A 17,871-nucleotide genomic window follows, 5' to 3' on the forward strand; every position below is an offset into this window, starting at 1 on the left:
CTCGCCTTTCATTCCTATGCACATGATAAAGCAACGAAACGTATACAAATACTAAAAAGAAAAAAAGGTGATAAACATGAAAGAATCAAATCAACTACAAGAAAGAGCATTGCAACTATTACAAGAACGCGGTGTAACAATTGATGATATTGCTGAACTTGTTCATTTTCTTCAAAAAAAATATCATCCAAATTTAGAGATGTCAGAATGCCGTTATAACGTTGAGCGTGTATTATCAAAACGTGAAGTACAAAACGCACTGATTACAGGTATCGAACTCGATGTTCTCGCTGAAAAAGGCATGTTAAGTGAGCCGTTACAAGATATCGTAAAACGTGATGAAGGCTTATACGGAATTGATGAAGTGATCGCACTTTCTATCGTTAATGTGTACGGCTCTATCGGTTTCACAAACTTTGGATATATCGATAAATTAAAACCTGGTATTTTAGAATACTTAAATGATAAATCAACTGGAAAGGTGCATACATTCCTTGATGATATCGTTGGCGGAATCGCTGCCGCTGCTTCAAGCCGTTTAGCGCACAGAGCTGAGCATTCGGAATAATAAAATATGAAAGACCGTCAGTGTCATACTGACGGTCTTTCATATTCCATGAGCATAAATTCTCTTCCGCGGCTCAAAAAAATGGGCCCTTGCTGAAAACCTATGTTTTTATATAGCGTAATCGCTCTTGTATTAAATGTTGCTACACTAAGTCGAAACGTTTTCGGCCTAAATTCTTTAACAGCAAATGCTATGCCAACTTGAAAAAACATTTTTCCCAGCCCTTTCCCTGTTAACGCCGGCTTCATGCCAAGTCCGATATCAATTACATCTTCTCCACCATATAAATGGGCATCTCGTCCCCCTGGCACTTGTGCATTTTCTCCAAAACAAAAATAGCCGATAAACTCCCCATTATCGTCACAGCAGCCATAATACGTCCCATCTAATAATTCTTCTATTACTTCTTCTTCGCCTGAAAAACTATACAAATGATAAGGTTCTTCATACGTCCACGTATTTATCTCATTTGCTTCTTCTACCGTTAACTTATGTATATCCATCCTTCTCTCCCCTTATCAAATATTCTCTATATACTCATTCATTTTTCGTGCCTCATTTCCCTCTAATTGAAATATGCACAATTGCATACGCACGCCCACGGAACAAATGGTACAATTCATTTGAATCGCTGTTGCTACACTTCTTGATCAAAGAAAAGGCGTTAAAACGGATATTAGCGCCTTATCAAACTCAAGCAATTGGCACATTTTGTCATCTTGAAAGACACTCGAAAGAGTGTCTTTTTTTCTATACCTTACAAGGACTTACTCATTTCAAAGCATAAGCACATAAAATAATGTAACTCTTTACATGCATGAATTCTTTTCTAAAAGTTATGCAGTAGACTCAAAATAAAAAAGCACTCTTGGCTAGAGTGCTTTTTACTTTCAAATTAGGAGGTTACATATATGGATAGTACTCTCGTATTTAACTTCGGCATTGGTATTATCATTATTTTATTTGTTTTCTTTGTTCTTTGTATGAGTGGTGTGTAACAGTCTTTTATGCTGATAACTCTTTTAAAGTATCACTTAATTTGAACTTTCTTAATTGTAATGATGCAATCAATGCTGCCCCCGCTCCAAGCATCACGCTAGCTAAAGCCAGTATGACAACTTGATTATACGGAATAATAATAACCGTTAACTCTAAGCTTGATAACACGATATAACTAAACAAAATCCCACCAAAAATGCCAATGCAACCAGCTATCGCTCCAAGTAAAGTTCCCTCTAATAAAACGATCCTTCTCATTTGCTTTGGGATAGCTCCTACCGCACGAATCATACTAATTTCAGCACGTCTTTCATGTAAACTTGCGACTATCGCATTCATTAATCCTATACCAGAAATAATGAAAACAATTACAACTAACAAGCGAATTAACATCATCATTTGTGATAATAACTGCTCTTGTTCTTTCAATAAATCATGACTATTTATAACTTCTATATTCTCTTTATTCTTTGTAATTTCTTTTACTTGCTTCTTAATTGCTTCAAATGACTGATTAGAATTTGTCATAATTTGAATCGCTTCATATCCTTGTACGTGAAACTTATCGCGAGCCCATTGTTCATTTACAAAAACATCTAACCCTCTTAACCTTAATCCTTGCTCAATAATCGAAACGACTTTAATCGTTTGTTTTTCTTTTCCCTTTCCTTGTACTTCAAACGTATCTTGCAACTGAAGCCCTAAATTTTTAGCCACTTCCTTCGTAATGACTCCCTCACCATCTTGTAACGGCTTACTTAAACTTTGCCCTGAAATCACTTTCGCCTTTGTTACTTTCTGATACGCTACAATATCATTACCTACAACTTCCATTGAATCAGAGTTCAAATTGTTTTTTTTCCTAAATTCATACCATTCTTGATTCGCTTTTTTAAAGTCATAATTCACAAGCTTTGCTGTAAAGTCAGTAGCATTCCCAACACTCGCCTCTACACCATCAATTTTTTTAACCTTCTCCATCCAACTAAACGGTAATGTTTCTATTCCTTGCGACTCTACTGGAATTCTTACTACTAAGTCCGCTGGTAAATGTTTTTGTAATCCTTTTTTCATACCTTCATACATAGAGTTTACATACATCGTTCCAACAAGTGCTAACATAAAACCAAATGCTAGTATAGCAACCGACACAGCTGCCTTATTTCGATAACGAATGACATTCCGGCTACTAATCGTCGTTTCAATTCGTAATATCATTTGAATCGGTTTTGCAATCACTGGTGCTATCACGCGAATAAATAACGGAATCGCAAATAACAAACCGACCGCAAATAAAAGCGCTCCTATCGCACTTGGATTAAAACCGATATACTCCTCTAATACGCTACCTGCTAGTCCAATAACAGTACCAATGATTAAAATGCTAAGGCTAAAAGCACTCCATCTTTTTTCTTTTCTCTCATTACTAGGAAGACCTGGGCGGAGTGCTTGAACTGGTGGAATCTTTCTAACCATAAAAGCTGGTATAATAGCCCCTAGGATAGACATAACAATCCCTAGTAAAAAAGTAATGAGTAAAATCTCACTTAAAATCGAGAATGATGCTTTCCCTGCTTCCTCAATATTCACCCATTTGTTAATGAATGATGCTGCAATTGTTTGCGTACCTGCTCCAAGAATAACTCCTGCTAGTGATCCGATTGCCCCAATACATAAAGCCTCTAATAAAACGACTAATATAATTTGATTTGGATTACTACCAAGTGCACGTAATAATGCCCATTGCTTAAATCGACTTCTGACAGATAAGAAGAAACTTCCCATTATTAAAAGGGCTACTACAAATAAGGCAATACCACCTAAACTAAAAATTAAAGGCTTCATTACATTTAGTCGTTCAAATGCCTTATCGACATAAGTACGTTGATCCACCTTTATATTTTCTATCTTCTTATTTACCTCAAGAGCAATCGTCCTTTTCACATTTACATCGGCTGTTTTCACTTGAACGAGATTGAACTGATTTGGTAGATTTAATTCTTTTTGAAGCCAATCGATTGGAAAATAAGCACTATGTCCCATTGCTGCCATTAACGGCGGATTTAAAATGCCGACGACTTTCACATTCTTTTCTCCATGCTGCGGAAATGGCAACTGAATCGTATCTCCTATCCGTATATTTTCACGTTCTGTATACCCTTTTGTCAGCGCTACTTCGGCCCCTTCTTTCGGATATCGACCTTCTAATATTTTATAAGAATGCATTTCTGGAGAATCTTGCTCAACACCCCAATAGGACGGCTTTCCTGATAGCTCTTTATAATTTGGAAAAGGATACGGTATAAGTACTTTTGATATTTTTTCAGCATTTTCTAAGCCATCTATTCCTTTTAAACTTTCATTATTTAAATACATATCGTTTTTTATATAGCCAAATTGTAAATTATAATCTCCATATCGGCTTACTACTTGTTCCTTCACACTCTTCTCTACTGATTGATTTCCTAGCAATAACATCGTCGCTAACATAACACCTAAAGCTGCACCGAGAGCAATCAACATATTTCGTAGCCAATTTTGTTTCATCGATTTTACCGCATATTTAATTACCCATCGCATCACCTTTACCTCCTACTTTAAAGTGGCGATTCATAATCTCTTGAATATGAGTAACTTGTTGCGGGATATTTCGAAATTTCCATCCTTTACTTTCAGCGTGTTCATGAATCACTTCACCATCTAATAAGAAAACAACTTTATCAGCATGAGCCGCTACGAACGGGTCGTGCGTTACAATTACAGCTGTTTGCCCTAACTCATCACACGCATTGCGAAGTGCCGCAATGATATTTTTGCTATTTTCCGAATCTAATGCCCCTGTTGGCTCATCCGCTAATATAATTGCCGGTTCATTTGCAAAAGCTCTTGCTATCGCAACCCTTTGCTGTTGCCCACCTGATAACTGTGCTGGTAAATGCTTTTCTTTTCCTTTTAACCCAACAAGCTCTAATAAACGAGTTGCTGTCACCGTTGCCTTCTTTTGCGATACATTATCTAACAGTAACGGCAACCCCACATTCTCCTCTGCACTAAACACCGGAATCAAATTAAACTGCTGAAAAATAAAACCGATTTTATGCCGTCTAAATAAAGCGAGCTCTTTTTCTTTTAATGTTGAAATCTCTGTACCGTCAACTCGAATACTACCTACCGATGGAATATCTAATCCACCTAACAACTGAAGTAAGGTCGTTTTACCCGAACCACTTGCTCCCATAATACAAACGAAATCTCCTTTTTGAATTTGAAGATTAATGCCTTTTAATATTTTGACTTTACTATCCCCAATATCAAATGATTTTTCTAACCTTTCAATTTCAATAATATTCATCCCCATATCCCCTTCTCTCTCTATTTACCAATCTATATATTCTATTCAGAAATGCAAAATCCCTACTATTTTGTATTTTTTTGTCACATACTAACATTTGTTTATCACAGCAAAAAAATTGACTCTTACAAGAAAAGTAACCACAATAGTTACATGAATACATAAAAACTATTCACATATCCACAAATAGGAGGAAGAACAATGAAACATGTAATCGTTTATGCACACCCAAATACAGAAAGCTTCAACCATGCGATTTTAGAAACGGTAAAAAGTGAATTAGAAGAAAAAGGTCATGAAGTACGCGTTCGCGATCTATATGAATTAAACTTCAATCCAGTATTAGGCGCTTCCGATTTCATCTCATTTTCTCAAGGAAACACACCAGCAGATATTAAAGAAGAGCAAGAGCATATCTCTTGGGCTGATAGCATTACATTTATTTATCCAGTTTGGTGGGCGGGACTTCCTGCTATTTTAAAAGGATACGTTGACCGTGTATTTAGCCACGGCTTCGCTTATGCTTACGGTGAAAATGGCATCGAGAAGTTATTAAGCGGTAAAAAAGGATTATTATTATCTACAATGGGAAATACGAAAGAGGCATACACAGCAGGCGGTATGTTTGACGCAATGAAAAAAACAGCTGATGTTGGTATTTTTGAATTTACAGGTATTGAAACAATTGAGCATACATTCTATACAAGTGTTCCTTCTGTAGATGATAGTGTGCGTAAACAATATCTTGAAGAGGTTAAAGATGTTGTGAATCGTGCATTTTAAATAAAATTATATCAGCGATTTTTTTAATATATCAGCGCAACTCAGATTATATCGGCGATTTTCTAATTATATCAGCGCAACTTAAATTATATCGGCGATTTTCTAATTATATCGACTTACAGACAAAAAACGACACTATTCACAACTGAATATTAGAAAAAAAGCTGCTCCAAAGTTTGGAACAGCTTTCTTCATTACATCTTCTCAATCCACTCCGTCAAGTTATGCACAACTTGCGTCGGTTGAACTTCGTATTCTGTTAACTTCTCCACAGTTGTTACTCCAGTGTGGACAAGAAGCGTATGCATGCCAGCATTTATTCCTGCTAAAATGTCTGTATCGTAGTTATCCCCAACCATTAAGGCTTCATTCTTTTCTATGCCAAGCACTTTTAAAGCTTGTTCCATAATGATTGATTCTGGTTTTCCGATAAAGATTGGATCCACACCTGTTGATACTGCTACAACTGATGTTAATGAACCGTTACCTGGTAATAATCCGCGCTCAGTCGGAATGGCAATGTCTCCATTTGTAGAAATAAACGTTGCGCCGTTACGCACAGCAAGACAAGCTTTTGCTAACTTTTCATATGTGATGTCACGATCTAAACCGACAACAACGAAATCAGGATTTTCATCCACAAGTTCAAATCCTTTTTCCACAAGCGCATCATGTAAGCCTTCTTCACCAATCATATATACAGTTGCGTCTTGTTTACGTTCGTAAATGAAGTTTGCTGTTGCCATACTCGTTGTGAATACTTGCTCTGCTTTCGCTGGAATATCGAAACGAACAAGTTTTTCTGCCACTTGTTCTGGTTTACGAGTTGAGTTATTCGTAACGAATAAATATGGAATGCCGCGCTCTCCTAATGCTTTTACGAAGTCGCTCGCTTCTTCAATTTGTTCTTCTCCGCGATACATTGTACCGTCTAAGTCAATTAAGTAACCTTTATACATCGATTCTGTCTCTCCTTCTATGCTAACGTTCTCACCTTATCATACCACTCTTATATTACCCGCTTTTTACAAAGAAAAAAACGCTTTACCTTAAAGCGCCCCATAACGTTCATTTTTTCTCTTTTATTTGGTAAGAACAACTACAATCGCCCTCGCACATGTTTGCTAGCGTTTTTACATCTGCGTTCGCAAATAAACGATTATACATCTCTTTTTCATCTTCACACACTTGCGGGAATCTCTCAGCGATTTCCTTTAACGGACAGTTTTGTTTTTCAATTACGAAAGAGTTCTCTCCGTCTCTCTTAATTTGAACCATATAACCATTTTTCTCTTGCATAGCTGCTATCTCTTGCACTTTATATGCTAAATTCTTTTGATTACTCACGCGCTTTTGTAACTGTTCTTCCATTCGCTTCGTTCTCTCTTTTAAAACGTAACGAAGTATTTTTTCATCGCCCATTCGCGCTAAATCTTCTAGCATATCAATCGCAAATTGCTTATACTCTTTCGGGAATGTATCTTCTCCCTTTTCGCTTAATCCATACAAATAAGTTGGTCTTCCGACATGTTGCCTTACCATCTTGGAATAGATGAAACCATCTTTCTCAAGATTACTTAAATGTCTTCGAATCGCCATTTCTGTAATCTCTAAAACTTCAGCTAGTTCCGCTACGGTGTGCTCTCCCTTTACTTTCAACAACTGCACAATTTCATCTTTCGTCGTACGTGCTTCCCCCATGCTTCACCCTTCTCCCTCACATACAATATAAGACCCCCAAAAGGCATTCTCTGGGGATCTTATAAGCATAATTATTCTGGTACAAATGCAGATACAGGTCCTAATTCCTTTTCTAAATAATTGCGAATATTTGCTGGGTATTTCCCTACCACCGCAATATGTTTTTGAATCGTCTTATATAATTCATCATGATTCATTTGAATATAATCTTGCGTAAGCATTTTTCGAAGAAGAATCACTTCTTTCATTCCTTGTCCTTCTTCTGCACTTATCACTCGCTCGTCCATTAAAATATCGATAATATCTTCATAACTTCCTGGATCGCGCATAATAAATCCATCAATCATCGCATTACCTACATCTAATACAGAATCAATCATTAGATGCGCTATGCGTTCTAATGCGTAAAATTCAAACTCGGTTTCATATATCTTTTTCTCTTGAAATGTACTTGTTGCTCGTTCTAAACATACTAGCATTTGTTCTATTTTCTTTCTGTCTACAAAATACATGAATGTCACCTACCTGGAAATTAAAGCATTTACATTTTAATTGTAACGCTTTCTTCTGAAAAAATCGACAATTTTTCGAATTCACCTTTTCCCCGTAATTTGTTATAGTTATATTTGTATGATTTTTGAAATTGGAGGAATGGAATCTTGGAACGTGAACTCGCACTAGAAATTGTCCGTGTAACAGAAGCAGCAGCATTAGCATCCGCACAGTGGATGGGCCGCGGAAAGAAAAATGAAGCAGATGATGCAGCAACTACAGCAATGCGTGATATGTTCGATTCAGTAAACATGGCAGGTACAGTTGTAATTGGTGAAGGAGAACTTGATGAAGCACCGATGTTATATATTGGTGAAGAACTAGGAACAGGTAACGGTCCAGAAGTAGATATCGCCGTTGACCCATTAGAAGGTACAAACATCGTTGCAAAAGGTCTTGCAAATGCAATGGCAGTTATCGCAATCGCAGATAAAGGAAACCTTCTTCATGCTCCTGATATGTACATGGAAAAAATCGCGGTTGGTCCAAAAGCAGCTGGTAAAATTAGCTTAGATGATCCAATTGAAAAAACAATTGAAATTGTAGCGGAAGCTAACAATAAAAAGATTCGCGATCTAACAGTTATCGTTCAAGAACGTGAACGTCATCAAGATATTATCGATCGTGTTCGTGCAAAAGGTGCACGCGTAAAATTATTTGGTGACGGTGATGTTGGTGCGTCAATCGCAACAGCACTACCTGGAACTGGTATCGACTTATTCGTAGGTATTGGCGGAGCTCCAGAAGGCGTTATTTCTGCAGCAGCATTAAAATGCCTTGAAGGTGAAATGCAAGCTCGCTTAGTTCCAATGAACGAAGAAGAAGAAGCTCGTTGTCGTGAAATGGGATTAGAAGACCCTCGTCAACTTCTAATGCTAGAAGACTTAGTGTCTGGTGATGATGCAATCTTCTCAGCAACTGGTGTATCTGCTGGTGAGTTATTAGACGGCGTGAAATTCCTAGGCGGAGATTTAGCTGAAACATACTCTATCGTAATGCGTTACAAAACAAGAACGGTACGATTCATTAAAACGCATCACCATTTAGATCATAAGCCACACTTAAACTTAGATATTTAATAAAAGGAGCCATGTGTATGGAAGAACGTTTCTTTCTGTACGACGACACTGTCGCTACAAAAACTCGTTTCGTTAGCTTTATGGGAGAAAATGAGCGTCATGATTTAGCGCTACTATACTCCGATCGTCATTACGGTAAAACAATTGTCCTTGATATGCAGCGTAATAAATTTGCAATCATCGGCGCCGACGATTTAAACGAACCAGGCTACTTAGAGCATGCATTTTCTATGACTGAAGAAATTGCAGAAGAACTACGCTCATTTTTATTTGAACTTATATAATTTATCTTAGGAACCAGCTTTTTAGCTGGTGTTTTTTCACTTTAATTATTTTGAATTTTCAATTATCCGTGTTATAATGAAAAATAAATCTATTTGGATAGAAAGGACGTTATCTACGTATGCCAACATTTACTTTGTAATGGACCAGCAATTGGATAGCATTACTCTCAAAAAAGCACCGTGCTTTTTCAAGGGAGTAGTCTGCCCATTCCCATTACAAAGGAACGTATTGCATCTGTAGTATGATGTTTACGGAGGTTCCTAAGGGAACCTCCTTTTATTTTTGTCTTTTCCTCATGTCTTCATACTACAAGACATCCAAATAGCTGTATTACGTTCCTTTACCACTACTATAAGAGGTGAAGGAAAATGCAGAAAGTACAACTTTCTTGGAGCTTATATGAAAATGAACAAGGTACAATTGAAAAATATTGTAAAAATTGCAGACGCACTACCCTATTTACCGACACAAATATTCGTAGGCATAACGCCAACGGAAAAAATATATATCGTTTTGCTATTTATAAATGCCCGAAAGATCATACGTGGAATCAAAAACTTCGTATTTATAAATCATTTACTGATCATGTGGAAACAGTCGATATGCCTCAGCAAGATCAAACGGAAACAACTACTACCATTTCCATTACACAGCATAAAGAAAGTGGCATAGCCGAAATCACAATTGTATTAGACCTCGTTTTCGGTTCCCACCGGATGGATAAAGCTTTATCCACATATATTTCCGACTGGAGCCGTACACGCATTGTGGATAAAATTAAAAACGGGGATATTCAATTGAACGGACAACAAATGAAACCAAATACAATACTTTCTGAAGGCGATCGTATCTCGATTTGTTTATAAATGAGAATATACAAAAAATCCTCTTACAATTGTAAGAGGATTTTTTTATTTCTTCACTTTTCGTAATACGAAGTGTGCACAACCAAAGTTACAGTACTCGTATAAATACTCCGATAACGTACTAATTTTCGTATCATATGTCGCACGCTGGTTACTATCATCAAAGAATCCGCGCAATCTAAGTTGCTCATAACCCCAGTCCCCAACGATGTAATCATATTTATTTAAAATTTCTGCATAGCGCTCTTTAAATGCTTCTTCACTAAAACCGTCACGAAAGTTTTTAATTACTTCGTACTGCACATTATTAATGCTCACCGTAGCATGAATCTCCTGCTTTTGCTCCATCATTAACTTCCTCTCTAAGCATTCTTCTTTTTATCGTATCACAAAGCATACCAACCAACAATTTCAAATACAAAAAATTGAAAATTAGTGCATGCTATGGAGAAGGAGGTGATACATCGTGAAAAAACAAATTATACTTTCTCTCCTCACTCTTTCCTTATTTGCAGGCTGCCAACCAACGAATAAAGCCGAAATGGAACGTGAAGAAGGAAGTCGTGTTCTTGTTTCCAACAAAAACGACATGTATCATACGGAAAATACAAATACACGATTAACGAGAGTCGGCTATTCATCTAAACAAAAGCATGAAGTATCTAATAAACAAGTAGGAGCCATTAACCGTGAGAAAGTTGCTGAAATGATTACAAGCATGACAGTCAAACTTCCTGACGTTACAAACGCTGCTACGCTCGTTACAGACGATGAAGTATTTGTTGTATACCGTGCAAACACAACGGATCCGAAACTCGTAGCGGATCAAGTATATAGAGCTGCTTTGTCCATCGTCCCTCGCTATTATAAAGCATATGTATCAACAGACCAAAAGTTGATTTCTCAAATTCAAGGGCTTCAATCTGGCGCATTAAATGATACAGAATATACGCAAAGCCTCGATATGTTAAAACGTGAAATGAGTAAAAATCCTCATTTGAACAATACAGGGGATCAGACTTTGAATGATATGATAAAAAAATAAAGAAGGTGGAGAAAAACTCCATCTTCTTTATTTTTTACTATTTCTTACGATTTGCGTAAACCTCCATCGCATCACACATAAACTGCGCTAAACCTTCGCCAAACTTATCGATATTTTTCGTAAAGCGCTCATCAGCGACGTACATTTGACCGAGTCCTTTAAAAGCATCTAATGAATATTCACCGAAGTTTTGCAAGTAATCGTACCATACTCCAATTGCTTCTTGTGCCTCTTTAGAATCTGGTTCTCCGTGTCTAAGCGCCGCTAAGTTTCTGTAAATCGTATTAAACTCTTCTTGGTTTTCTTTAGACATACCTTTCGCATATTCATTCGCTTTATCTACAGCTCTGTCTCCCCATCTTTCACGCGCTTCTTCTTCGTACGGATTATGGCTGAAATCGAAGCCTTCAAATTTCTCTTTATTCGTCATTTCAATCTCTCCTTTTGTATGCTGAATTGTTTTATCAATCGTCGCAATCACTTTATCTAACCTAGCCCGCTTTTCAAGAAGCATTTTCTTATGAAGCTGCAATGCTTCTTCCCGGTCAAATGATGGACTCATGATAATTTCTTTAATTTTTTTCAAAGGGAAGCCTAGTTCTTTAAAAAATAAAATTTGCTGCAGCGTCTCTAAATTTTCATTGGAATACAGACGATATCCAGACTCTGTCGTCTCATCTGGGGTTAACAACCCAATTTCATCGTAATGATGCAGTGTGCGCACACTAATTCCAACTAAATTAGCTACTTCTTTTACCTTCATTGCCATGTGTATCTCCCCCTTAATACATACGATAAAGTATGACGCAACGTTAGAGTCAATAAGTAAATTCATTTTCTTTATAAAATATTTCATGCATAATAGATATGTACATATATTAGAAAGCGGTGAAAATATGGTTTCAAATACTGTAATTGCCAGCATCATCTTTCAACTCATTGTCTCGATTCTGGTCCCAATTATTGTACTCGTTTATTTCCGTAAAAAATATAATATAAATTGGAAAGTAGTCGGCGTTGGTGTTCTTATCTTTATCGGATTTACCCAAATTCTCGAAACACCATTCCACCTATTTATGCGCGGTAATCCAGCAATCGCTCCAATTTTAGAAAATCCATTTGTTTTCGCACTTTATGGCGGACTAACTGCTGGTATATTTGAAGAATTAGGACGCTTCGTTGCCTTCTTCTTCCTACTAAAAAAATATCAAGAATATAAAGATGGCTTCGCTTACGGAATCGGTCACGGCGGAATTGAATCCATTTTAGTTGGCGGATTCTCTGCATTCCAAGCACTTATATTTGCGAATTCAATTAACAACGGTAGCTTCGCCCAGATGGTCGAAAAAATGCCAGAACTAAGCCGCCTACAAGACATGTTAATTCAGCAACCTGCCTACTTATACTTCCTTGGCAGCTTAGAAAGAATTATGGCACTCGTGCTGCAAATCGCCTTTACAATGCTTGTTTTATACGCAGTAAAACAGAAGAAGTATATCTTCCTTGTGTACGCTATACTATTCCACGCACTTGTAGACTTCTTCGCGGCACTTTACCAAACGAAAACAATTAACATCTTTGTTGCAGAAGGAATCACCCTTCTCTTTACAATTGGCGCTATCATTCTTATTCGTAAAATGAAAGAGAAATTAATGAGTGTGCCAAAGTAAAAATAACCCGCCTGTTGGTGGGTTATTTTTTATAAAGATTATCATAGCGATGATAACTTTTACCGCTTTGTAGCTCCTTCTTTGTTTCTGCATCTATAACGATGTACTTGTGTAACTCTTCTACTTCATTTTGAGAAAAGGAAGCGAAAAAATAAACTTGGCGATCAGGGTGAATAAAAGAATCTTGAAGCACTACTTCACCCCGACAACCCGCGGCTGTTTTTTGTAAAAAGGAATATTCTTCGTCGGGTACTTCTTTAAATAAAATCTTTTTTCGAACACTATACGCTGCATTATTGTATTCTTTATACATTTTCTTATCTAACTGTTCGTAAAACACATCTTCGCTCACAAATGGCTTATTTCGATTACTTGGATAATCTAACTTTTGATTGGATTGTGCATATGTTGTGGACAGTTGTGAGAGAAAACAAATCACAAATACAATACATAGCATTTTTTTCATCATTGCACCTCGATTTTCTATTATCCACATTACTTTTCCACATGATCAGATCATTATGTCCTTTCCAATAAAAAGGAATATTTTCCACATTTGTCGAAGTATATAGCGTCAACTTGAAAGATGGGGATGAATTATGAAGAAAATCATTGTAATACGACATTGTTCAGCAACTGGCCAAGAACGTGATGCCGAATTAACGACCGATGGAAAAAAACAAGCAAACACCCTTGCTACATTCCTTTTAGAAAACCAACTACAAATAGACCATATTATTTCAAGCCCATTTGTGCGAGCTATCGATTCTATTCGGCCCTATGCACTCCAAGCTAATTTGTCTATCCAAGAAGATGAACGATTAGCTGAACGCATATTAAGCGACGTTTCAATGGACGATTGGATGCAAAAACTAGAATCTACTTTTACAAATATAGATATTGCCTTTTCAGGCGGAGAGTCAACAAAACAAGCAACGGACCGTGCTATATCACTTATCGAAGACGTTTTAAAATTAAACCATACTACAATATTACTCGTTACACATGGAAACTTACTTACTCTCATTTTAAAGCACTTTGATCATACGATCGGCTTTCATGAATGGAGAACTTTAACGAATCCTGATATGTATGAAATTACAATTGATGAACAATGTAGCCTAAAACGATTATGGAAAGCACCGTCCAAGTAATATCTCTTTCCAACACATTCAGTTGACGCCACGAGAAGAAACTGTACCAATAATAGAAAGGGGTATCACTCCATATGTACGAAGATGTACTTGCTTTACTACATAAAACAAATGTTTCTTATGAAAAATTCGAACACGAACCGGTACTCGATTATGAGACAGATCGGATTGTACGCGAGAGGCTTGGCTTACAAGGTACTCCAAGTAAAAGCTTATTTTTAAAATCAAAGGCTGGAGATTATTACGTATTTTTCACGTTAGAGGGCACAAGGCTTAACCGCGGAGAGATGAAAGAACTAACAGGAGAACGCTTATCTCTCTGTTCCGCTGATGAACTGCGAGACAAAACTGGTTGTACGCCAGGATGTGTAGCTCCTTTCGGGTATGCACACGATGTAACAATTATTGTGGATAACGCTATTTATACGTACGATAAAATTTTAATTACACCTGGTGTACCTGAATTTACAATTGAATTATCCACAGAAGAATTAAAAAAGATTTTATTAACATGCCCAAATACTGTTTTGGAGTACAAACAAAAAGAGAGCTAATCATTAGCTCCCTTTTTTCATTATTTTGCTTCTGCTGTGTTTTCTTTTGCAGAACGAACTTGCTCGTCCGCATGGTAAGAAGAACGCACAAGTGGGCCAGCTTCACAGTGGCTAAAGCCTTTGCTAAGTGCAATTTCTTTTAGCTCTGCAAATTCCGCTGGTGGGTAATATTTAAGAACTGGTAAATGCTTCTTAGATGGTTGTAGGTATTGTCCAAGAGTTAAAATATCCACATTGTTTGCACGTAAGTCATCCATTGCTTCAATTAAATCTTCTCTCGTTTCCCCTAAGCCCACCATAATGCTCGATTTAGTTGGAATATCAGGCTGCATTTCTTTTGCTCGACGTAAAAACTCTAATGAACGATCATATTTTGCTCTAGCGCGAACTCGGTCAGATAATCGACGTACTGTTTCAATGTTATGGTTTAAAATATCTGGTTTTGCATCCATTAACATTTTTAAGTTTTCTTCTACTCCACCCATATCAGATGGTAATACTTCGATTGACGTAAATGGATTTTTACGACGTACAGCGCGTACTGTTTCAGCAAAAACAGCTGCTCCACCATCTTTTAAATCATCACGTGCAACCGCTGTTATAACAACGTGCTTTAAGCCCATTTGTACTACAGAATCTGCTACGCGTTCTGGCTCTTGTAAATCAAGCTCAGTTGGTAATCCTGTTTTAACCGCACAAAAACGACAAGCACGTGTACAAACCGCACCTAAAATCATAAATGTTGCTGTTTTTCTTACAGCCCAGCATTCATGAATATTCGGACATTTTGCTTCCTCACAAACTGTATGAAGATTTTTAGAACGCATCATTTTCTTTAAGCCTGTATAGTTTTCATTCGTGTTTAACTTAATTTTCAACCATTCGGGCTTGCGCTTATATTCTGTTTGTTTTGTCATGGTTATCAACTCCGCACAATATGAAATAGTTTACCGTGTTCGCTTCTTTCAATGTAACATATCTATTCTAACGTATGAAAGCGATTTGCTCAAATGAAGATTCTAAGATTTTTTCCAATCGTTCCCTATAATGAAATACTCCGTATATCCCACACTAAAAAGAGTGATGATGTGAAAGGAGTCTATTTCATGCTTCGAAAAATTTCTCTTTTGCTTTCGATTTGCTTTCTTCTCCACCAAAACATCGCTTACGGTGAAGATAATCAGCAAAGCATATACGAAAAGCGCATGGCACTATATAAAGAAACCGAGCAATCTTCAGGCATTCCGTGGTATTACTTAGCTGCAATGGATCAATACGAAAGAAATATACGGAGCGTAAGAAAAGATATTCCGAAAAAACCAGATGCCATCATTTCCCTTTATTTCAAACCAGAAATATGGGCTGGACCTGTTAATGGTAACGACACTCTCCCCCACACAATTGCTCTATTTGGCGGGTTAGGTTTAGATGGTGACAAAGATGGATTTGCAAATGCAAATAACGACCGTGATCTTTTGCATACAGCAGCAACGATTTTAAAGAAACAAGGAACGTCAGAAGAACGTATTAAAATCATGCTCTGGGAATATTATAGACGTGCAAAAACAGTTGATTTAATTACCGAATACGCCCAAATTTATAAACATTACGGACGTATTAATTTAGAAGGAAATGCGTTCCCTCTTCCGATTCGCAGTGACCATAGCTACCGTAGTACTTTTGGCGCTGGAAGAAGTTTTGGGGGAAGAAGGGTTCATGAAGGAACCGATATATTCGCAGGCTATGGCGTACCAGTAAGATCCACTTGCTATGGCATTATTGAAACAAAAGGCTGGAACCGCCTTGGCGGATGGCGCATCGGTATTCGTGACCTTCATAACAATTATCATTATTACGCTCACTTAGGCGGGTTCTCAAAAGAGATACAGCTTGGACAAATTGTCGAACCCGGAAAAGTAATCGGATTTGTTGGTAGCACCGGTTACGGTCCTCCCGGCACAGCTGGAAAATTCCCGCCTCACCTACATTTCGGCATGTATAAAGACAATGGTTATACAGAATGGGCTTTCGACCCCTACATGCACTTAAGTCTTTGGGAGCGAAAAGAACGCGCAAATACAAAACGATAACCGTAGCACATTGCTACGGTTATTTTTTATTTATGGCTAACTATCCGTTTTCTTTTTATCAGGTACAACAACACTTCCGCTTCCGTAATAAGTAGGCACTTCCCCTTGAACAATGCGCGTCGCAATTGGAACATTTTGTTTCACTTTTATTTCTTTCGTATGAAATGGAATAATGACTTGCAACGTAACTTCCATCTCCATAATAATTTGAATCGCTGTCGTATTGATTCCGTGCGGCTCAATTTTTTGTTTAATATCCGTATTTACATGACCAATCGTCGTGAAATCAATTGGAATATCGGGTCCGATATTTCCAAGAAGCGCATTATTTGTTACACGACCAAACGGAACTGCCATCGTTGCCCCATTTTTTTCAGAAATACCTAGTCCCTTCAAATTCCCTTGTTCTACTTGCTGTAAATACTTTTCTATGTATGTGGTCGTTGACGTTACGATTTCATTTACTTGCTTCGTATTTAAATTAATTGTGGATACTTTCCCATTTTTATCATTTTGTACTTTCATTAATGAATCGACATCGAATCCCTCATCAATTCTATCTTTTACCGCCTTCGTCATAACCGCTGTCGCCATTTTATGTGTCTCTACTTCTCCATATTTCATTAATGTCGGCTGAATGCTACTATTCACAATCCATAATCCTTGCACGAGTAATATGACAAAAAGAATAAACGACATAAGCAGTATGTGCCGAAAGGAAATAGGCCCCCTTCGAAACCGCGAATTTTTCGAACGAAATATACTCATAAAAAACCCTCCTTCTTATATCATTTCTATGCAAGAAGGAGGGACGATATATGCTTATCTCATTTTTAATAATGCTTCTTTTCCGATTGTGCCAGCCGTAATACCTAACGCTTCGGCTTCAATCGTTACTGATTCTAGCGGTGCTTCAAGAAGTTGTTCAATCGTTCTTACACCAACCGCGCGACCAGCAATAATACCACGATCCCCTAACTTCTCATTTAAAAGACCTACATCTAATGCACCGCACATAATATATCCTTTATCGCTCATTACAGCTAGCAAATTTGTCTTTGGAAGTTTGACGCTAACCGCAATAAACGTATAATTATCGATTATAATCGGCTCTACATTAACCATAGTTCACACTCCTCTCTTTCTTATCTGTATGACAAGAGAAAAATGAGT

22 protein-coding genes are annotated in these 17,871 nt (G+C 37.3%); 10 read left to right on the top strand and 12 right to left on the bottom strand.

The annotated features are described in order from the left end of the window. The first annotated feature begins 76 nt into the window (after positions 1-76). A complete protein-coding gene (locus PSR14_RS26860; protein WP_000665103.1) occupies positions 77-568 on the top strand; it encodes a phosphatidylglycerophosphatase A in 492 nt (163 codons plus the stop codon). A gap of 23 nt (positions 569-591) precedes the next feature. On the opposite strand, the gene PSR14_RS26865 is transcribed toward PSR14_RS26860, so the two are convergent. The 3 genes from PSR14_RS26865 to PSR14_RS26875 form a co-directional block, all read right to left on the bottom strand. Then, the gene (locus PSR14_RS26865; protein ID WP_000351171.1) at positions 592-1,071 is read right to left on the bottom strand and encodes a GNAT family N-acetyltransferase; all 480 of its coding nucleotides are present in this window, start codon (positions 1,069-1,071) and stop codon (positions 592-594) included. 502 nt (positions 1,072-1,573) lie between these two features. Further along, positions 1,574-4,147: an FtsX-like permease family protein gene (locus PSR14_RS26870; RefSeq protein WP_142328682.1), complete on the bottom strand. Its 2,574-nt coding sequence runs from the start codon at positions 4,145-4,147 to the stop codon at positions 1,574-1,576. Beyond that, entirely contained in the window at positions 4,131-4,919 is a 789-nt protein-coding gene (locus PSR14_RS26875; RefSeq protein ID WP_001021173.1) for an ABC transporter ATP-binding protein, read from the bottom strand. The genes PSR14_RS26870 and PSR14_RS26875 overlap by 17 nt, the downstream gene beginning before the upstream one ends. 201 nt (positions 4,920-5,120) lie before the next feature. On the opposite strand from PSR14_RS26875, the gene PSR14_RS26880 reads away from it, so the two are divergent. Beyond that, a complete protein-coding gene (locus tag PSR14_RS26880; protein WP_000683422.1) occupies positions 5,121-5,702 on the top strand; it encodes an NAD(P)H-dependent oxidoreductase in 582 nt (193 codons plus the stop codon). 194 nt (positions 5,703-5,896) lie between these two features. On the opposite strand, the gene PSR14_RS26885 is transcribed toward PSR14_RS26880, so the two are convergent. The 3 genes from PSR14_RS26885 to PSR14_RS26895 all read right to left on the bottom strand — a co-directional run bounded on the left by PSR14_RS26885 (position 5,897) and on the right by PSR14_RS26895 (position 7,915). Beyond that, entirely contained in the window at positions 5,897-6,661 is a 765-nt protein-coding gene (locus tag PSR14_RS26885; protein WP_000276467.1) for a TIGR01457 family HAD-type hydrolase, read from the bottom strand. Between the two features lie 109 nt (positions 6,662-6,770). Continuing rightward, a complete protein-coding gene (locus PSR14_RS26890; protein ID WP_000503356.1) occupies positions 6,771-7,403 on the bottom strand; it encodes a metalloregulator ArsR/SmtB family transcription factor in 633 nt (210 codons plus the stop codon). A gap of 71 nt (positions 7,404-7,474) precedes the next feature. Continuing rightward, positions 7,475-7,915: a DUF86 domain-containing protein gene (locus PSR14_RS26895; protein ID WP_000274013.1), complete on the bottom strand. Its 441-nt coding sequence runs from the start codon at positions 7,913-7,915 to the stop codon at positions 7,475-7,477. Positions 7,916-8,062: 147 nt separating this feature from the next. Here PSR14_RS26895 and glpX point away from each other — a divergent pair, with 147 nt between their 5' ends. The 3 genes from glpX (at position 8,063) to PSR14_RS26910 (ending at position 10,185) form a co-directional block, all read left to right on the top strand. After that, positions 8,063-9,034 (top strand): class II fructose-bisphosphatase, encoded by a 972-nt coding sequence (glpX, locus tag PSR14_RS26900; RefSeq protein ID WP_000439091.1) that lies wholly within the window; start codon positions 8,063-8,065, stop codon positions 9,032-9,034. A gap of 17 nt (positions 9,035-9,051) precedes the next feature. Further along, a complete protein-coding gene (locus PSR14_RS26905) occupies positions 9,052-9,318 on the top strand; it encodes a DUF3055 domain-containing protein (RefSeq protein ID WP_000392606.1) in 267 nt (88 codons plus the stop codon). Between the two features lie 369 nt (positions 9,319-9,687). Next, positions 9,688-10,185, top strand: coding sequence for a hypothetical protein (locus PSR14_RS26910; protein WP_001174564.1), 498 nt, complete (start codon positions 9,688-9,690; stop codon positions 10,183-10,185). A 45-nt stretch (positions 10,186-10,230) separates the two neighbouring features. Here the strand turns inward: PSR14_RS26910 and PSR14_RS26915 are convergent, their stop codons facing one another. Beyond that, on the bottom strand, positions 10,231-10,533 hold the full coding sequence (locus tag PSR14_RS26915) for a YutD family protein (protein WP_000435941.1): 303 nt from the start codon (positions 10,531-10,533) through the stop codon (positions 10,231-10,233). 118 nt (positions 10,534-10,651) lie between these two features. On the opposite strand from PSR14_RS26915, the gene PSR14_RS26920 reads away from it, so the two are divergent. After that, positions 10,652-11,230 carry a YhcN/YlaJ family sporulation lipoprotein gene (locus PSR14_RS26920; RefSeq protein ID WP_000744032.1) on the top strand — a complete coding sequence of 193 codons (579 nt, stop codon included), beginning with the start codon at positions 10,652-10,654 and terminating at the stop codon, positions 11,228-11,230. Positions 11,231-11,267: 37 nt separating this feature from the next. On the opposite strand, the gene PSR14_RS26925 is transcribed toward PSR14_RS26920, so the two are convergent. Continuing rightward, entirely contained in the window at positions 11,268-11,999 is a 732-nt protein-coding gene (locus PSR14_RS26925; protein ID WP_001241003.1) for a MerR family transcriptional regulator, read from the bottom strand. An 85-nt stretch (positions 12,000-12,084) separates the two neighbouring features. Between PSR14_RS26925 and PSR14_RS26930 the strand changes: the two genes are divergently transcribed. Continuing rightward, positions 12,085-12,900, top strand: a complete 816-nt coding sequence (locus PSR14_RS26930) for a YhfC family intramembrane metalloprotease (RefSeq protein WP_002163480.1) — start codon at positions 12,085-12,087, stop codon at positions 12,898-12,900. Positions 12,901-12,922: 22 nt separating this feature from the next. Here the strand turns inward: PSR14_RS26930 and PSR14_RS26935 are convergent, their stop codons facing one another. Continuing rightward, entirely contained in the window at positions 12,923-13,396 is a 474-nt protein-coding gene (locus tag PSR14_RS26935) for a hypothetical protein (RefSeq protein ID WP_000264801.1), read from the bottom strand. A 103-nt stretch (positions 13,397-13,499) separates the two neighbouring features. Here PSR14_RS26935 and PSR14_RS26940 point away from each other — a divergent pair, with 103 nt between their 5' ends. Together PSR14_RS26940 and PSR14_RS26945 are read left to right on the top strand one after the other, a co-directional pair. Further along, positions 13,500-14,054: a histidine phosphatase family protein gene (locus tag PSR14_RS26940; RefSeq protein ID WP_000721036.1), complete on the top strand. Its 555-nt coding sequence runs from the start codon at positions 13,500-13,502 to the stop codon at positions 14,052-14,054. 74 nt (positions 14,055-14,128) lie between these two features. Next, on the top strand, positions 14,129-14,608 hold the full coding sequence (locus tag PSR14_RS26945; protein ID WP_000272742.1) for a YbaK/EbsC family protein: 480 nt from the start codon (positions 14,129-14,131) through the stop codon (positions 14,606-14,608). 20 nt (positions 14,609-14,628) lie between these two features. Here the strand turns inward: PSR14_RS26945 and lipA are convergent, their stop codons facing one another. Continuing rightward, the gene (lipA, locus tag PSR14_RS26950; RefSeq protein WP_000166370.1) at positions 14,629-15,525 is read right to left on the bottom strand and encodes a lipoyl synthase; all 897 of its coding nucleotides are present in this window, start codon (positions 15,523-15,525) and stop codon (positions 14,629-14,631) included. A 189-nt stretch (positions 15,526-15,714) separates the two neighbouring features. Here lipA and PSR14_RS26955 point away from each other — a divergent pair, with 189 nt between their 5' ends. Beyond that, a complete protein-coding gene (locus PSR14_RS26955; RefSeq protein WP_000944673.1) occupies positions 15,715-16,698 on the top strand; it encodes a M23 family metallopeptidase in 984 nt (327 codons plus the stop codon). Positions 16,699-16,734: 36 nt separating this feature from the next. On the opposite strand, the gene yunB is transcribed toward PSR14_RS26955, so the two are convergent. Then, on the bottom strand, positions 16,735-17,466 hold the full coding sequence (gene yunB, locus PSR14_RS26960; RefSeq protein WP_002081169.1) for a sporulation protein YunB: 732 nt from the start codon (positions 17,464-17,466) through the stop codon (positions 16,735-16,737). Positions 17,467-17,520: 54 nt separating this feature from the next. Beyond that, positions 17,521-17,823 (bottom strand): YunC family protein, encoded by a 303-nt coding sequence (locus PSR14_RS26965; RefSeq protein ID WP_000248463.1) that lies wholly within the window; start codon positions 17,821-17,823, stop codon positions 17,521-17,523. Between the last annotated feature and the right edge of the window lie 48 nt (positions 17,824-17,871).

It is taken from the genome of Bacillus sp. A01H (genome assembly GCF_045277205.1).
Classification (GTDB): Bacteria; Bacillota; Bacilli; order Bacillales; family Bacillaceae_G; genus Bacillus_A; species Bacillus_A paranthracis.

Coding starts and splice junctions, on each gene's coding strand:
- PSR14_RS26860 (WP_000665103.1), top strand. CDS start 77: ATGAAAGAATCAAATCAACTACAAGAAAGAGCATTGCAACTATTACAA.
- PSR14_RS26865 (WP_000351171.1), bottom strand. CDS start 1,071: ATGGATATACATAAGTTAACGGTAGAAGAAGCAAATGAGATAAATACG.
- PSR14_RS26870 (WP_142328682.1), bottom strand. CDS start 4,147: ATGCGATGGGTAATTAAATATGCGGTAAAATCGATGAAACAAAATTGG.
- PSR14_RS26875 (WP_001021173.1), bottom strand. CDS start 4,919: ATGAATATTATTGAAATTGAAAGGTTAGAAAAATCATTTGATATTGGG.
- PSR14_RS26880 (WP_000683422.1), top strand. CDS start 5,121: ATGAAACATGTAATCGTTTATGCACACCCAAATACAGAAAGCTTCAAC.
- PSR14_RS26885 (WP_000276467.1), bottom strand. CDS start 6,661: ATGTATAAAGGTTACTTAATTGACTTAGACGGTACAATGTATCGCGGA.
- PSR14_RS26890 (WP_000503356.1), bottom strand. CDS start 7,403: ATGGGGGAAGCACGTACGACGAAAGATGAAATTGTGCAGTTGTTGAAA.
- PSR14_RS26895 (WP_000274013.1), bottom strand. CDS start 7,915: ATGTATTTTGTAGACAGAAAGAAAATAGAACAAATGCTAGTATGTTTA.
- PSR14_RS26905 (WP_000392606.1), top strand. CDS start 9,052: ATGGAAGAACGTTTCTTTCTGTACGACGACACTGTCGCTACAAAAACT.
- PSR14_RS26910 (WP_001174564.1), top strand. CDS start 9,688: ATGCAGAAAGTACAACTTTCTTGGAGCTTATATGAAAATGAACAAGGT.
- PSR14_RS26915 (WP_000435941.1), bottom strand. CDS start 10,533: ATGGAGCAAAAGCAGGAGATTCATGCTACGGTGAGCATTAATAATGTG.
- PSR14_RS26925 (WP_001241003.1), bottom strand. CDS start 11,999: ATGGCAATGAAGGTAAAAGAAGTAGCTAATTTAGTTGGAATTAGTGTG.
- PSR14_RS26930 (WP_002163480.1), top strand. CDS start 12,085: ATGCATAATAGATATGTACATATATTAGAAAGCGGTGAAAATATGGTT.
- PSR14_RS26935 (WP_000264801.1), bottom strand. CDS start 13,396: ATGTGGATAATAGAAAATCGAGGTGCAATGATGAAAAAAATGCTATGT.
- PSR14_RS26940 (WP_000721036.1), top strand. CDS start 13,500: ATGAAGAAAATCATTGTAATACGACATTGTTCAGCAACTGGCCAAGAA.
- PSR14_RS26945 (WP_000272742.1), top strand. CDS start 14,129: ATGTACGAAGATGTACTTGCTTTACTACATAAAACAAATGTTTCTTAT.
- lipA (WP_000166370.1), bottom strand. CDS start 15,525: ATGACAAAACAAACAGAATATAAGCGCAAGCCCGAATGGTTGAAAATT.
- PSR14_RS26955 (WP_000944673.1), top strand. CDS start 15,715: ATGCTTCGAAAAATTTCTCTTTTGCTTTCGATTTGCTTTCTTCTCCAC.
- yunB (WP_002081169.1), bottom strand. CDS start 17,466: ATGAGTATATTTCGTTCGAAAAATTCGCGGTTTCGAAGGGGGCCTATT.
- PSR14_RS26965 (WP_000248463.1), bottom strand. CDS start 17,823: ATGGTTAATGTAGAGCCGATTATAATCGATAATTATACGTTTATTGCG.